Origin of the sequence: Kitasatospora sp. NBC_01300 (assembly GCF_041435235.1) — a bacterium.
Taxonomy (GTDB): Bacteria; Actinomycetota; Actinomycetes; order Streptomycetales; family Streptomycetaceae; genus Kitasatospora.
Genome location: NZ_CP108408.1, coordinates 6,825,777 through 6,841,834, shown reverse-complemented (window position 1 = coordinate 6,841,834; position 16,058 = coordinate 6,825,777). Strand labels below are relative to the sequence as shown.

The 16,058-nt window shown below is 75.2% G+C and carries 4 protein-coding genes; all 4 read right to left on the bottom strand.

What is annotated here, in order from left to right:
• Positions 1 to 51: 51 nt before the first annotated feature.
• Positions 52 to 288 (bottom strand): hypothetical protein, encoded by a 237-nt coding sequence (locus OG556_RS29815; RefSeq protein ID WP_371521550.1) that lies wholly within the window; start codon positions 286 to 288, stop codon positions 52 to 54.
• Between the two features lie 171 nt (positions 289 to 459).
• Entirely contained in the window at positions 460 to 1,272 is an 813-nt protein-coding gene (ddaH, locus tag OG556_RS29810; RefSeq protein ID WP_371521548.1) for a dimethylargininase, read from the bottom strand.
• A 94-nt stretch (positions 1,273 to 1,366) separates the two neighbouring features.
• The gene (locus tag OG556_RS29805; RefSeq protein ID WP_371521546.1) at positions 1,367 to 2,689 is read right to left on the bottom strand and encodes an MFS transporter; all 1,323 of its coding nucleotides are present in this window, start codon (positions 2,687 to 2,689) and stop codon (positions 1,367 to 1,369) included.
• A 6-nt stretch (positions 2,690 to 2,695) separates the two neighbouring features.
• On the bottom strand, positions 2,696 to 16,045 hold the full coding sequence (locus OG556_RS29800; RefSeq protein WP_371521544.1) for an amino acid adenylation domain-containing protein: 13,350 nt from the start codon (positions 16,043 to 16,045) through the stop codon (positions 2,696 to 2,698).
• Positions 16,046 to 16,058: the final 13 nt, after the last annotated feature.

Genomic DNA, 16,058 nt, shown 5'->3' with positions numbered 1-16,058 from the left:
CGAGCTGATGACCAGCTGCTGAAGAATCGATCCTGCCGCTTTTTGTCGCGGTCAGGAGCCGGTGCTGTTCCAGTCGCCGGTGCTGCCGTGGACGGTGCCGGTGGGGCTGGGCTGGGCGGGGGTGGGCGTCGGCGTCGCGTCGCCGCTCACCACCGTCACCGTCCCGGTGCCGGCCGTCTCCGCCACGGCGGCCGTGGCGGAGAGGCCGGCGCCCAGGGCGACGACCACCCCGAGACCGACCGTGAACAGCCGGAGGCGGGTGGGGGTGGTGGCCGGACGCTGCGTCATCTCTGGTGCTCCCTTGGCTCGCTTCCCTGGTGGGAAGGGCTTCCGTCGTGGTGTGCCACCAGTCTGGCCGGGAGCGTTCAACGGCGGATCTACAGCCGAGCACCACTGATCACGGCCGCCCGCCGAGACCGTCGTTCAGGCCGTCGTTGAGGCCGCTGTTCAGACCGTCGTTCAGGCCGCCGCGCGGATCTCCAGGGTGCAGCACTTGACGCTGCCACCGCCCTTGAGCAGCTCGCTGAGGTCCATCCCGATCGGCCGGAACCCGCGCTCCCGCAGCCGCGCGGCCAGGCCGACGGCCGCCTCCGGCAGCACCACGTGCAGGCCGTCGCTGACCGCGTTGAGGCCGAACACCGCCGCGTCGGCGCCGTCCACCAGCAGGGCGTCGGGGAACAGCCGGCGCAGGACGGCACGGCTGCCGGCCGAGAAGGCCTCCGGGTTGTACATGATCTCGTCGCCGTCCAGCACGGCCAGCGCGGTGTCCAGGTGGTAGTAGCGCGGGTCGACCAGCTCCAGGCCGATCACCGGGCGCCCGAAGAACTCCTGGGCCTCCGCGTGCCCGTCGGTCACGCTGCGGAAGCCCCGCCCGGCCAGCACGGAGCTCGCGGTCAGCAGCAGGTCCCCCTCGCCCTCGTTGACGTGCTCCGGATCGAGCGTCTCGAAGCCCCGGGCGCGGAACCACTCCAGGTAGGCGGGGCCCTCGGCGGCGCGCTCGGCGTTGCGGAAGCGGGCGCCGAGCACCTTGCCGTCCACCACGGTGGCGCCGTTGGCCGCGTAGACCATGTCGGGCAGGCCGGGCAGCGGGTCGATCAGGTCGACCCGGTGGCCGAGCTCCTGGTAGAGCGCGTACAGCCGCTCCCACTGCGCCACGGCGAGCCCGGTGTCGACCGGCTTCGCCGGGTCCATCCACGGGTTGATCGCGTAGGTGACCTCGAAGTGGGTCGGACGGCACATCAGGTAGTGGCGCGGGCGGGCGGTGCGGGTCATCGGAGGCTCCAGGGGTCGGGAGGGAAGGCCACGTCAGGTCAGGTCAGGTCAGGTGCGGGGCAGAGCGGGTGGTTCGGGTGCTGCGGCGGTCCGGTCAGGAGACGGGACGCCCGGGGCGCTCGGGCAGCTCGGGCAGTTCGGGCCGCTCGGGGAAGTCGCGCAGGCCCCGCAGCGGGCTCGCCAGCAGCACCCCGCCGGCGGAGAGCAGCACGCCCGCCATGATCCAGATGGTGGTGCGGGCGCCCAGCGCCTCGCCGAGCCAGCCGCCGGCCAGGGCGCCGACGGGGATCGCGCCGTAGTTCAGGGTCGCCGCGCTGGCCCGGATCCGGCCGATCATCTCCGGCGGGCAGTAGGCCTGGTTGAAGCTTCCCGCCAGCACGTTCCCGGCGATCACCCCGCCCACCGCGACGGCCCAGGCGAGCGCGCACACCGCCAGCGGCAGCCGCTCCCCCGCGAGCGGCAGCAGCAGGATGAACGGCGCCACCACCAGCTCGCAGAGCAGCAGTCCGCGCGCGCTGCCGAGCCGGCGGGCGATCCGCCGGGCCAGCGTCGCCCCGGCCAGGCCGCCGATGCTGACCACCGCGAACACCAGGCCCACCGCGCCCGGTTCGACGCCGACCGACCGGATCAGGAACACCGTCTGCACCGCCTGGATGCCGTTCAGCCCCAGGTTGCCGACGGCGCCGAACAGCGCCAGCGTCCGCAGGTACGGGTCGTGCACCAGGAAGCGCACCCCGTCGCCGATCTCCCGCAGGAGGCCGCGCCGCGCGGACCGCGGCGGCGGCTGCTCGACCGTCCGGATCCGGCTGACGCAGATCGCGGAGACCACGTAGCTGACGGAGTCCGCGAGCAGCCCGCTGGCCGCGCCGAACGCCTGCGCCAGCAGACCGGCCACGCCCGGCCCGGCGATGTCGGCCGCGGAGGCGCCGGAGCGCAGCTTGACGTTGCCCTCCAGCAGGTCCTCCTTGCCGACCAGGGTCGGCAGCACGGCCCCGTAGGCGGTGGAGAAGAACACCTTCACGGCCCCGGTGAGCAGGGCCACCACCACCAGCTGCGGCATGCCGAGCACGCCCAGCCAGCCGGCCACCGGGACGCTCGCGAACAGCAGGAGCAGCAGCAGGTCGCAGACCAGCATCACCCGCAGTCGCGGCCAGCGGTCCACCCAGGCGCCGGCCGGCAGGCCGAGGAACAGCCAGGGCAGCCAGGCGGCCGCGTTCAGCACACCGACCGCGAGCGGGCCGGCGTCCAGCGTGACGACGGCGACCAGGGCCAGTGCCACGCTCCCGACGGCCGTGCCGAGACCGCTGGAGGTCTCACCGATCCAGAGCCGGCGGAAGTCGGCGTGGGCCCACAGGCCCCACCGGCCGCGGGGCGGTCCGGTCGGCGGTGCGGCGGGTGCGGGGACGGTGGTGGTCATCGCGGATCACACTCCAAGCTTCTCGGCGAGCACGGCGGCGATCCGTGCGAGGGACTCCGGACGGGTCAGGTCGCCGTGCCCGCAGGCCAGGCGGTGGCTCTCGATCCGGCCGTCCAGGTAGGGCCGCCAAGCCTGCTCGTACGGCCAGTCGGCGGGCTTGTCGAGGGTGGCGCCGAAGAACACGGCGTCGCCCCGGTACTGCTCGGGCAGGTGCTCGGCCATCAGCTTGCGGTGCCGGTCGAACACCTCGGGCAGGACGTCCGCGGCCTCGCCGAGCACGGCCGCCAGGTCGGCCTGGCCGCTGCCGTCCGCCGGATCGTAGCCCAGCGAGCGCAGCAACTCGGCCAACGTGTCGGCGGGTTCGGTGGTGGGCGGGGCGGCGTCCGTGCGGACCGCCGGGGCGCCGTCCAACAGGGCCAGCAGGCCGACCGGCGCGCCCTCGGCCCGCAGCCGGACCGCCATCTCCTGGGCGACCACCGCGCCGAACGACCAGCCCAGCAGGTGGTACGGGCCGGACGGGTGCACCGCGCGGATCTGCCGCACGTAGTCCTCGGCGATCTCGGCGACGCTGGCCGGCGCCCCGCCGCGCAGGCCGCGGGCCTGGAGGCCGTACACCGGCAGCTCGGGGTCGAGGTGGCGCAGCAGCCCGGAGTAGACCCAGCTGATGCCGGCCGCCGGGTGGACGCAGAACAGCGGGGCCCGGTCGCCGCCGGTGCGCAGCGGCAGCAGGACGTCCAGGGCGTCGGCCGCCGGGCCCTGGTCGAGCCGGCGGTCGAGCCCGGCCACGGTCGGCGCCTCGAACAGCGCCCGCATGCCGAGGTCGACGCCGAGGGCGGTGCGGATCCGGGAGAGCAGCTTCATGGCGAGCAGGGAGTGTCCGCCGAGGTCGAAGAAGCCGTCGTCGATGCCGAGCCGGTCCAGGCCGAGGGTCTCGGCGAACAGCGTGCACAGCAGGCGCTCCCGCGGGGTGCGGGCCGGGCGGCCGGCCGGCAGGGCGGCGAAGTCCGGGGCGGGCAGGGCCCGGTGGTCGACCTTGCCGCTGCCGGTCAGCGGCAGGGCGGGCAGCGCGACGAAGGCGGCGGGCACCATGTGGGCGGGCAGGGACTCGGCGGTGAAGGCCCGCAGCCCGGCCGGGTCGAGCGGACGGTCGGTGACCAGGTAGGCGACCAGCCGGGTGCCGCTGTCGTCCGGGCGGACGACGGCTGCGGCGACCTCCGGGTGGCGGGTCAACGCCTGCTCGATCTCGCCGAGTTCGATCCGGAAGCCGCGGATCTTCACCTGGTCGTCGGTGCGGCCCAGGTATTCCAGCTCGCCGTCACGGGTGCGGCGGACCAGGTCCCCGGTGCGGTACATCCGCTCGCCCTCGGCGAACGGGCTGGCGACGAAACGCTCCGCCGTGAGGGCCGCACGGCCCAGGTAGCCCCGGGCCAGACCGGCCCCCGCCAGGTACAACTCCCCCGGAACACCGGCCGGCACCGGGTTCAGGTGCTCGTCCAGCACGTACCCGGCGGTCCCCGCGACCGTCCGGCCGAGCACCGGCCGGTCCGTGCCGTCGAGCGGCTGCACCAGCGCGTCCACGGTGGACTCCGTCGGACCGTACAGGTTGTACGCCCGAGTCCCCGGCGCCTCCCGCAACCGCGTCCACAACGCCTGACCGACGGCCTCACCGCCCAGCAGGACGAGTTTGGGGGCGGGGGCGTCGAGCAGTCCCTCCTCGACCAGTTGGGCCGCGAAGGACGGGGTGGAGTTCACCACGTCGAGGCCGTGCGTGCCGACGTGGCGGACCAGGGCGGCCGCGTCGAGGCGCAGGTCGTCGCCGATCAGGTGCAGCTCGTGCCCGGCGACCATCCACAGCACGCCGTCCCACGAGGCGTCGAAGCACAGCGAGGCCGTCAACGCGACCTTCCGCCGCTCCTCACCCGCCATCAGCTCCATGCGGTGGCCGGCCAGCAGCGCCGCGAGACTCCCGTGCGACACCACCACGCCCTTGGGGCGACCGGTCGAACCCGAGGTGTAGATCACGTACGCCGCGTCCGCCGACTCCAGCCGACGGCTCGGGCTCCCGTCCGGGCCGGGCGCATCCGTGACGTCCAGGACGGACAGCCCGGCCAGCACCTCCGGCAGCGGCCAGCGCCCGTCGCTCAGCACCAGCACCGGCGCCGCGTCCTCCAGCGTGTACGCCGTCCGCTCCGCCGGGTACGACGGGTCCAGTGGCAGGTAGGCGCCGCCGGCCTTGAGCACCGCCAGCAGCCCGACCACCGACTCCACCGAACGCGGGAGGGCGAGGGCCACCACCGATCCGGGGGCGACCCCGGCGGCGATCAGCCGGTGCGCCAGCCGGTTCGCCCGCGCGTCCAGCTCCGCGAAGGTCAACGCGGCACCCCCGTGCACCAGCGCCACCGCCTCCGGAGTCGCCACGGCCTGAGCCTCGAACACGGCCGGAACCAACGGCACCTCCACCGCCAACGGCACCGACCCGTCAAGCAGTTCGGCCCGCTCGGCCGGGGACAGCAGTTCCGCCCGGCCGATCGGCCGGTCCGGCCCGGCCGCCACGGCCGCCAGCAGCCGGCCGAGCCGGAGGGCGATCGCCTCGACCGTCTCCCGGTCGAAGAGGTCGGTGGCGAAGTCGATCACGCACTCCAGGCCGGCCGGGGCGCCGTCCGCGTCGAAGGACTCGCCGATGCCGACGCTCAGGTCGAACTTGGCGACCGCGCCGCCGGACGGCTCGACGGAGACGTCCAGACCGGCCGCGTCGAGCGGCGCCGCGTCGCCGTCGCCCTGCATCACCAGCATGACCTGGAAGAGCGGGTGCCGGGCCAGCGAGCGGGCCGGGTTCAGCTCCTCCACCAGCCGCTCGAACGGCACGTCCTGGTGTGCGTGCGCGTCGAGTTGGGCCTCCCGGACGCGGGCCAGGAGTTCGGTGAAGCTCGGGTCGCCCGAGGTGTCGGTGCGCAGCACCAGGGTGTTGACGAAGAAGCCGACCAGCTCGTCCAGCGCCTCGTCGGACCGCCCGGCCACCACCGAGCCGATCGGGATGTCCGTACCGGCCCCCAGTCGGGTGAGCAGGGCGGCCAGGGCGGCCTGGACGGTCATGAACATCGTCACCCGCTGTGAGCGCGCCAACGTCACCAGCTCGCGGTGGAGTTCGGCGCCCAGCGGATGGACGATCCGGGCGCCGCGGTGGCTGGCGACGGCGCCCCGGGGGCGGTCCGCCGGCAGCGTCAGCTCCTCCGGGAGGTCGGCCAGCGCGTCGCGCCAGTAGGCGAGTTGGCGACCGAGGAGGCCGCCCTGGTCCTGGTCCTGGTCCTGGTCCTGGTCCCGGTCCTGGTCCCGGTCCTGGTCCAGGTCCCGGTCCTGGTCCTGGTCCAGGTCCTGGCCGTCGCCCTCGCGCTCCCCCAGCAGCTCACGCTGCCAGAGCGCGTAGTCCGCGTACTGCACCCGCAGCGGCGTCCGCTCGGGCGCAACGCCCGCCACCCGCGCCGCGTAGGCCGCGGCGAGATCCCGCAGCAGCGGGCCCATCGACCAGCCGTCACCGGCGATGTGGTGCAGCACCAGGACGAGCAGGTGCTCGTCCCGGCCGGCCGGGATCAGGTGGGCCCGGATCGGCAGTTCGGCCGCGAGGTCGAACGGGCGCGAGGTGCAGGCCTCCGGCGCGGTGCCGCCGGGCAGCAGCTCGACGGGGACACGGGCCGCCTCGGCCGGTCGGATCCGCTGGTACGGGGTCCCGTCCTCCTCTTCGATCACCGTGCGCAGGCTCTCGTGCCGGGCCACCAGGTCGCCGAGGGCGAGCTCCAGGGCCGCGGCGTCCAGCTCGCCCCTCACCCGGAGCACGAGCGGCAGGTTGTAGAGGGCGCTCGGGCCCTCCATCCGGTCGATCAGCCAGAGCCGCTGCTGCGCGAAGGACAGCGGCACCCGCTCGGGCCGCTCGGCCCGGGCACTCAGCGCCAGCCGGTCGGAGCCCGCGTCGAGGCGGTCGGCGAGCCCGGCCGCGGTCGGCGCCTCGAAGACGTCCCGGATGCCCAACTCCGCTCCCAGTACGGAGCGGACCCGGCTCAGCAGCCGGGTGGCGAGCAGCGAGTGCCCGCCCAGCGCGAAGAAGTCGTCCTCCACGCCGACCGTGTCCAGGCCCAGCACCTCGGCGAGCAGGCCGCACAGGATCTCCTCCTGCGGGCTGCGGGCCGCCCGGCCGCCGGCCGCCGCCAGGGCGGCGAAGTCCGGGGCGGGCAGAGCGCGGTGGTCGACCTTGCCGCTGCCGGTCAGCGGCAGGGCGTCGAGCGGCACCACGGCTGCGGGCACCATGTAGCCGGGCAGCGACTCGCCGGCGAACCGGCGCAGCGCGTGGGCGAGTTCGGGGGCGGCGGCGCCGTCCACCGCGCAGTAGGCGACCAGTCGGCGGTCCCCTTCGCCGCTCTCCCGGACGGTCACCACGGTCTGGCGGACGGCGGGGTGGCGGGTCAACACCTGCTCGATCTCGCCGAGTTCGATCCGGAAGCCGCGGATCTTCACCTGGTCGTCGGTGCGGCCCAGGTACTCCAGCTCGCCGTCACGGGTGCGGCGGACCAGGTCCCCGGTGCGGTACATCCGCTCGCCCACCGCGAACGGGCTGGCGACGAAACGCTCCGCCGTGAGTGCCGCGCGGCCCAGGTAGCCCCGGGCCAGACCGGCCCCGGCCAGGTACAACTCCCCCGGAACACCGGCCGGCACCGGGTTCAGGTGCTCGTCCAACACGTACCCGGAGGTCCCCGCGACCGTCCGGCCGAGCACCGGCCGGTCCGTGCCGTCGAGCGGCTGCACCAGCGCGTCCACGGTGGACTCCGTCGGACCGTACAGGTTGTACGCCCGGGTCCCCGGCGCCTCCCGCAACCGCGTCCACAACGCCTGACCCACGGCCTCACCCCCCAGCAGCAGGAGGCCCGGCGCCGGTGCTTCCAGCAGTCCTTCCGCCAGGAGCTGTTCGGCGTACGAAGGGGTGACCTCCAGGACACCGATCCCGGCCTCGCGCACATGGCGGACCAGCTGGGCGGCGTCCCGGCGGACCTCGTCGCCGATCAGGTGCAGCTCGTGCCCGGCGACCATCCACAGCACGCCGTCCCACGAGGCGTCGAAGCACAGCGAGGCCGTCAACGCGACCCTGCGCCGCTCCTCACCCGCCATCAACTCCGTGCGGTGGCCGGCCAGCAGCGCCGCGAGACTCCCGTGCGACACCACCACGCCCTTGGGGCGACCGGTCGAACCCGAGGTGTAGATCACGTACGCCGCATCCGCCGCGCCCAGACCGAGTCGCAGACCCTCCGCAGGACCGGGCGCATCCGTGACGTCCAGGACGGACAGCCCCGCCAGCACCTCCGGCAGCGGCCAACGGGCGTCGGTCAGCACCAGCACCGGCGCCGCGTCCTCCAGCGTGTACGCCGTCCGCTCCGCCGGGTACGACGGGTCCAGCGGCAGGTAGGCGCCGCCGGCCTTGAGCACCGCCAGCAACCCGACCACCGACTCCACCGAACGCGGCAGCGCCAGCGCCACCACCGCTCCGGGGGCGACTCCGGCGGCGATCAGCCGGTGCGCCAACCGGTTGGCCCGCGCGTCCAGCTCCGCGAAGGTCAACGCGACGCCCCCGTGCACCAGCGCCACCGCCTCCGGAGTCGCCACGGCCTGAGCCTCGAACACGGCCGGAACCAACGGCACCTCCACCGCCAACGGCGCCACACCGCCCAGCAGTTCGGCCCGCTCGGCCGGGGTGACCAACGGGAGCAGCCCGATCCGGGTGTCCGGCCGCCGGACGGCCGCCGTCAGCAGCCGCGCGAAGTGGCGGACGACCGCCTCGGCCGTCTCCCGGTCGAAGAGGTCCGTCGCGAAGTCGAGCGCGCAGTCGATCCCGGCGGGTTCACCCTCCGGGTCGAAGGACTCCTGGGCGATCAGGTTGAGGTCGAACTTGGCGACTCCGGTGGCCGCCGGCAGCGCCTCGCCCCACGGGCCGGTGGGCGATGCGTCGGCCTGCTCGTTGTTCTGGAGCACCAGCATGACCTGGAAGAGCGGGTGGCGGGCCAGCGAGCGGACCGGGTTCAGCTCCTCCACCAGTCGCTCGAACGGCACGTCCTGGTGCGCGTAGGCACCGAGGTCGGTCTCCCGGACGCGGGCCAGCAGTTCGGTGAAGCTCGGGTCGCCCGAGGTGTCGGTGCGCAGCACCAGGGTGTTGACGAAGAAGCCGACCAGCTCGTCCAGCGCCTCGTCGGACCGCCCGGCCACCACCGAGCCGATCGGCACGTCGGTGCCCGCGCCGAGCCGGGTCAGCAGGGCGGCCAGGGTGGCCTGGAGGGCCATGAACACCGTCACCCGCTGCGAGCGGGCCAACCCGACCAGCTCGCGGTGGAGTTCGGCGCCCAGGAGGTGCGACACCCGGTCACCGCGGTGGCTGGCGACGGCGCCCCGGGGGCGGTCCGCCGACAGCGTCAGCTCCTCCGGAAGGTCGGCCAGCGCGCCGCGCCAGTAGGCGAGTTGGCGGGCGGCCAGACTCTCCGGATCGGCCTCCTCGCCGAGCAGCTCGCGCTGCCAGAGCGCGTAGTCCGCGTACTGCACCGGCAGCGGCACCCGCTCGGGTGCGGTGCCCGCCGCCCGGGCCTCGTAGGCCTCGGCGAGGTCGCGGACCAGCGGGCCCGTCGACCAGCCGTCGCTCGCGATGTGGTGCAGCACCAGGACCAGCACGTGGTCCTGGTCGTCGGTGCGCAACAGGACGGCCCGGAGGGGGAGTTCGGTGGCCAGGTCGAAGGCCCGGCGGGAGGCCGCGTCGACCGCTTCGGCGACCTCGTCGGCCGGGCAGTCCCGGACGTCGAAGGGCACCGCCGCCGCGTCGGCCGGCCGGATCAGCTGGTGGGGCTCGCCGTCGGTCTCGACGATCACCGTGCGCAGGCTCTCGTGCCGGGCCACCAGGTCGCCGAGGGCGAGCTCCAGGGCGGCGGTGTCCAGCTCCCCGGCCAACCGCAGGGCCAGCGGCGAGTTGTAGAGGGCGCTCGGGCCCTCCATCCGGTCGATCAGCCAGAGCCGCTGCTGCGCGAAGGACAGCGGCACCCGCTCGGGCCGCTCGGCCCGGGCACTCAGCGCCAGCCGGTCGCAGCCCGCGTCGAGGCGGTCGGCGAGCCCGGCCGCGGTCGGCGCCTCGAAGACGTCCCGGATGCCCAACTCCGCACCCAGCGCGCCCCGGACCCGGCTCAGCAGCCGGGTGGCGAGCAGCGAGTGCCCGCCCAGCGCGAAGAAGTCGTCGTCGGCGCCGACCGCGTCGAGGCCGAGCACCTCGGCGAGCAGGCCGCAGAGGATCTCCTCCTGCGGGGTGCGGGCGGCCCGGCCGCCGGCGAGGGCGGCGAAGTCCGGGGCCGGGAGCGCGGCGCGGTCCAGTTTGCCGTTGGCGTTCAGCGGCAGGGCGGGCAGCGCGACGAAGGCGGCCGGGAGCATGTAGCCGGGCAGTGTCTCCGCGGCGAAGGCGCGCAGTGCGGCCGGGTCGAGGGGGCCGTCGGCGACCACGTAGGCGACCAGGCGCAGACCGCTGTCGTCGGGCAGGACGGCGGCCCGGTGCACCTGCGGGTGCGCGGCCAGGACGCTCTCGATCTCGCCGAGTTCGATCCGGAAGCCCCGGACCTTGACCTGGTGGTCGGTGCGGCCGAGGTACTCCAGCTCGCCGTCGCGGGTGCGGCGGACCAGGTCCCCGGTGCGGTACATCCGCTCGCCCTCGGCGAACGGGCTGGCGACGAAGCGCTCGGCGGTCAGAGCCGGCCGGTTCAGGTAGCCCCGGGCCAGACCGGCCCCCGCCAGGTACAGCTCCCCGGGGACGCCGACCGGCGCCGGGTTCAGGTACTCGTCCAGCACGTACCCGGCGGTCCCGGCGACCGTCCGGCCGAGCACCGGCCGGTCCGTGCCGTCGAGCGGCCGGGTGAGGGCGTGCACGGTGGACTCGGTGGGGCCGTACATGGTGTGGCCGGCGGTCAGCGGGGACGCGCACAGCCTGGTCCACAGGCCCTGGCCGATGGCCTCCCCGCCGAGCAGCAGCAGCTTCGGCGCGGGCTCCTCCAGCAGGCCCTCCTCGACCAGTTGCTCGGCGTACGAGGGGGTGACGTGCAGCGTGTCGATCCCGGTCCCGCGCACGTGGCGGACCAGCTGGGCGGCGTCCCGGCGGACCTCGTCGCCGATCAGGTGCAGCTCGTGCCCGGCGACCATCCAGAGCACGACCTCCAGCGAGGCGTCGAAGCAGAGCGACGCCGTCAGCGCGGCCCGCAGCCGGCCGTGCGCCGCCTCGGCGTCCGCGATCACCGTGGCCCGGTGGCCGGCCAGCAGGGCCGCGAGGCTGCGGTGCGGCACCAGCACGCCCTTGGGGCGGCCGGTCGAGCCGGAGGTGTGGATCACGTAGGCGGCGTCCTCCGGGTGCAGGCGGGGCCGCGGGTCCTGGGCCGGGCCGGGCTCGTCCGTGACATCCGTGACGTCCGTGATGTCCAGGACGGGCAGGGCGGCCAGCAGTTCGGGCAGCGGCCAGCGGGCGTCGGTCAGCACCAGGGCGGGCGCGGCGTCCGCGAGCATGTGCGCCGTCCGCTCCGCCGGGTACTCGGCGTCCAGCGGCAGGTAGGCACCGCCGGCCTTGAGCACCGCCAGCAGCCCGACCACCGTCTCCGCCGAGCGCGGCAGGGCGAGGGCCACCACCGATCCGGGGGCGACCCCGGCGGCGATCAGCCGGTGCGCCAGCCGGTTGGCCCGCGCGTTCAGCTCCGCGAAGGTCAGCACGGTGCTCCCGTGGACCAGCGCCACCGCCTCCGGAGTCGCCACGGCCTGAGCCTCGAACACGGCCGGGAGCAGCGGCGGTTCCCCGGCCGGCGCGGGGCCGGCCGTCAGCGCGGCCCGCTCGTCCTCGGGCAGGACCTCGGCAGTGGTGACGGCCTGGTCCGGGTCGGCGGCGGCCTGCCGCAGGATCAGGACCAGTGCGGCGCCCAGCCGTTCCGCCGTCTCCCGGTCGAACAGGTCGGTGGCGTACTCCAGCCCGCCCGCGAGCCCGCCCGGGGTGCCGTCGGCACGGTGGCGCTCGGTCAGCGACAGCTTGAGGTCGAACTTGGCGGTGCCGTAGTCGACGGGCTCCTCCGCCGCCGCCACACCGGGGAAGGACGGTCCGGCCTCGGCGGCGGTGGCGAAGGTCAGCATCACCTGGAACAGCGGGTGCCGGGCCAGCGAGCGGACCGGGTTGAGCTCCTCGACGAGGCGCTCGAACGGCGTGTCCTGGTGCTCGTACGCCGCGAGGTCGGTGTCCCGGACGCGGCGCAGCAGTTCGGCGAAGCCCGGCCGGCCGGAGAGGTCGGTGCGCAGCACCAGGGTGTTGGCGAAGTAGCCGACCAGGTCGGTGACGGCCTCGTCCAGGCGGCCGGCGACCGGGGTGCCGATCGGCAGGTCGGTGCCGGCGCCGAAGCGGTGCAGCAGGGTGGCGTAGGCGGCCTGGAGGACCATGAACAGGGTCGCGCCGTGCTGGGCGCCGAGCTCGCCGAGGCGGGCGTGCAGTTCGGCGTCGAGTTCCAGCGGGACGACGGCGCCGCGGTGGGTGGCGACCGGCGGCCGGGAGCGGTCCACGGGCAGCGGCAGCTCCTCCGGCAGGTCGGCCAGCGCGTCGCGCCAGTAGGCGAGTTGGCGGGCGGCCAGGCTCTGCGGGTCGTCCTCGTCGCCGAGCAGGGCGTGCTGCCAGAGCGCGTAGTCGGCGTACTGGACGGGCAGCGGCTCGCCGTCGGGGGCGCGGCCGGCGAGCCGGGCCCGGTAGGCGTCGGTGAGGTCGCGGTAGAGCGGGCCCAGCGAGGCGCCGTCGCCGGCGATGTGGTGCAGGACGAGGACCAGGACGTGCTCGTCCGGGCCCTCGGGCCGCAGGTAGGCGTGCAGGGGCAGGTCGGCGGCCAGGTCGAAGGTGTGGCGGGCGAGTTCGTCCACCGGCCGGTCGGTGGTGGTGAGCAGCGGGGCGGTCGGCCCGTCCAGGACGTGCTGGTGGGGGGTGCCGTCGTGGACGGCGAAGACGGTGCGCAGGGCCTCGTGCCGCCGGACGGTGTCGCCGAGGGCGTCGGCCAGGGCGGCGGGGTCGAGCGGGCCGCTCAGCCGCAGGGCGAGGGTCACGTTGTAGGTGGCGGCGGGGCCCTCGGCCTGGGCGAGGAACCAGAGGCGGCGTTGGGCGAAGGAGAGCGGCACCCGGTCCGGCCGGGGGCCGGGCCGCAGCGCCGGGCGGGCCGGGGCCGGCACGTCGGCCGCGCGGTCGGCGAGCCGGTCGGTGAGCCCGGCGACGGTGGGGGCCTGGAAGAGGTCGCCGATGGCGAGTTCGATGCCGAGTTCGGCGCGGGCCCGCCCGGTGAGGCGGGTGGCGAGCAGCGAGTGGCCGCCGAGGGCGAAGAAGTCGTCGTCGATGGTGATGTCGTCGATGCCGAGCAGGTCGCCGAAGAGCTCGCACAGCGCCCGTTCGCGCTCGTCGCGGGGCTCGCGGCCGGTGCCGTCGGCGGCGACGTCCGGGGCGGGCAGGGCCCGGCGGTCGACCTTGCCGTTGGCGTTGAGCGGCAGCGCGTCGAGCAGGACGACGGCGGCGGGGACCATGTAGCCGGGCAGCGTGGTGCCGGCGAAGGTGCGCAGCTCGGCCGGGGTGAGCGAGGCGTCGGCGGTGCAGTAGGCGACCAGCCGGGTGTCGCCGGGGCGGTCCTCACGGGCGATCACGATGACCTGGCGCACGGCGGGGTGGCGGGAGAGCGCCGCCTCGATCTCGCCGAGTTCGATCCGGAAGCCGCGCAGCTTGACCTGGCCGTCGATCCGGCCGAGGAACTCCACGGCGCCGTCGGCGCGCAGCCGCACCAGGTCGCCGGTGCGGTACATCCTCTCCCCCGGCGCGTACGGGCAGGCGACGAACCGCTCGGCGGTCAGCCCCGGCCGGTTCAGGTAGCCCCGGGCCAGCCCGGCACCGGCGATGTACAGCTCTCCCGGGACGCCGGGCGGGACGGGGCACAGCCGGGCGTCGAGGACGTAGCTGCGCATGGCGTCGAGCGGGCCGCCGATCGGCACCCGGGGGCCGTCGAGGTCGGCGTGGACGAGCGGGTGGTGGGTCGCGAAGGTGGTGGTCTCGGTGGGCCCGTAGACGTGGGCGAGCAGCAGGTCGGGGCAGGCGTCCAGGACGCGCCGCATCAGGGTGCCGGAGGCGGCCTCGCCGCCGGTGCAGACGACGCGCAGGGCGGCGAAGGTCTGCGGGGCCTGCTCGGCGACGAGGTCGAACAGGGCCTTGGTGAGGAAGACGGCGGTGACGTCGTGGCGGGTGGTGACGGCGTGCAGGGAGGTGGCGTCGAGGGCGCCGGGCGGGGCGACGACGACGGTGCCGCCGGCCAGCAGGGGCGTCCAGATCTCGTAGGTGGCGGCGTCGAAGGCGTGCGGGGAGTGCAGCAGGACCCGCTCGTGCCGGCCGTCCTGCCAGCGCCGGTCGGCGGCGAGGTCGAGGACGTCGCGGTGGCGGACGGCGACGCCCTTGGGGCGGCCGGTGGAGCCGGAGGTGTACATCGCGTAGGCGAGCTGGTCCGGGTGGACGGGCACGCCGGGGCGGTGGGCGGGGGCGGCCGCCTCGTCGCCGGGGCGGACCACCACGGCCCGGTGCGGGAAGCCCGGGTCGGCGCGGTCGGTGAGCAGCACGGGGGCGCCGGTGTCGGCGAGCACGTCGGTCATCCGCTCGGGCGGCAGGCCGGGGTGCATGGGCACGTAGCAGCCGCCGGCCTTGAGGATCGCCAGGGTGGCGACGACGACCTCGACGGAGCGCTCCATCAGCATCGCGACGGGGGTCTCGGTGCCGACGCCGAGGGCGATCAGGTGGTGGGCGAGGCGGTTGGCCCGGGCGTCGAGTTCGGCGTAGTCGAGGGTGCCGCCGTCGTGGGCGAGGGCGGTGGCGTGCGGGGTCCGGTCGGCCTGGCGCTCGAAGGACTCGGCGAGGGTCCCGGCCCGGCCCGGGGCGCCGGTGGCGTTCCACTCGGTGAGGATGCGGGTGCGTTCCTCGGGGGCGAGGACGTCGAGGGTGGCGATGGGGGCGTGCGGGTCGGCGGCGGCACCGGTCAGCAGCAGGCCGAGCCGGGCGGCCAGGGCGGCGACGGTGGCGTGGTCGTAGAGGTCGGCGGCGTACTCGATCGAGCCGGTGAGCCCGGCGGGGGCGCCGTCGGGGCCGTGGCGTTCGGCGATGCCGATGTTGAGGTCGAACTTGGCGACCCGCAGGCCGATCGGTTCGGGTGCGGACTCCAGCCCGGGCAGGTCGAGTTCGGCGTCCTGTCCGTGGTTCTGGAGCACCAGCAGGGTCTGGAACAGCGGGTGGCGGCCGAGGGCGCGGGTCGGGTTGAGCTCCTCGACGAGGCGCTCGAAGGGGATGTCCTGGTGGGCGAAGGCGTCGAGCTGGGCCTCCCGGACGCGGCCGAGCAGTTCGGCGAAGCTCGGGTCGCCGGACGTGTCGGCGCGCAGCACCAGGGAGTTGACGAAGAAGCCGACCAGGTCGTCCAGGGCCTCGTCGGCGCGGCCGGCGAGGCCGGTGCCGAGCGGGATGTCGGTGCCGGCGCCGAGCCTGGTGAACAGTGCGGCCAGGCCGGCCTGGAGGACGGTGAACAGGGTGGTGCGGTGCGCGCGGGCGAGGTCGAGCAGGGCGCCGTGCAGGTCGGCGCCCCAGACGAGGTCGACGGAGTCGGCGGCGCCGGTGGGGGCGGGCGGGCGGGGGCGGTCCGTCGGCAGCTCCAGCTCCTCCGGGAGTCCGGCCAGCGCGGTTCGCCAGTGGTCGAGTTGGCGGGCGAGCAGGCTCTCGGGGTCGCGCTCGTCGCCGAGCAGGTCGCGCTGCCAGAGCGCGTAGTCGGCGTACTGGACGGGCAGCGGCTCCCAGTGGGGGGCGCGGCCGGCGAGCCGGGCGCGGTAGGCGGTGGCGAGGTCGCGCAGCAGCGGGCCGAGCGACCAGCCGTCGCCGGCGATGTGGTGCAGGACGACGAGCAGCACGTGCTCGGTCGGAGCGAGGGTGAACACCGTGACCCGGATGGGCAGTTCGCGGCTCAGCTCGAAGGTCTCGGCGGCGGCCGCGTCCCGGCGGGCGGGGTAGTCGTCCGGTGCGCAGTCCACGACCAGGAAGCGCGGCTGCGCCTCCTCGGCCGGCAGGATCTGCTGCACCGGGACTCCCCCGGCCACCGGGAACACCGTACGCAGGGCCTCGTGCCGGGCGACCACGTCCACCGTCGCGGCACGCAGCGCGGCGGTGTCGAGCTCGCCGCGCAGGCGCAGGGCGAACGGAAGGTTGTACAGCGCGGTCGGCCCCTCGATCTGGTCGATCAGCCAGAGACGCTGCTGTGCGTACGAAACCGGGATCACGGTGCTTCCTCTA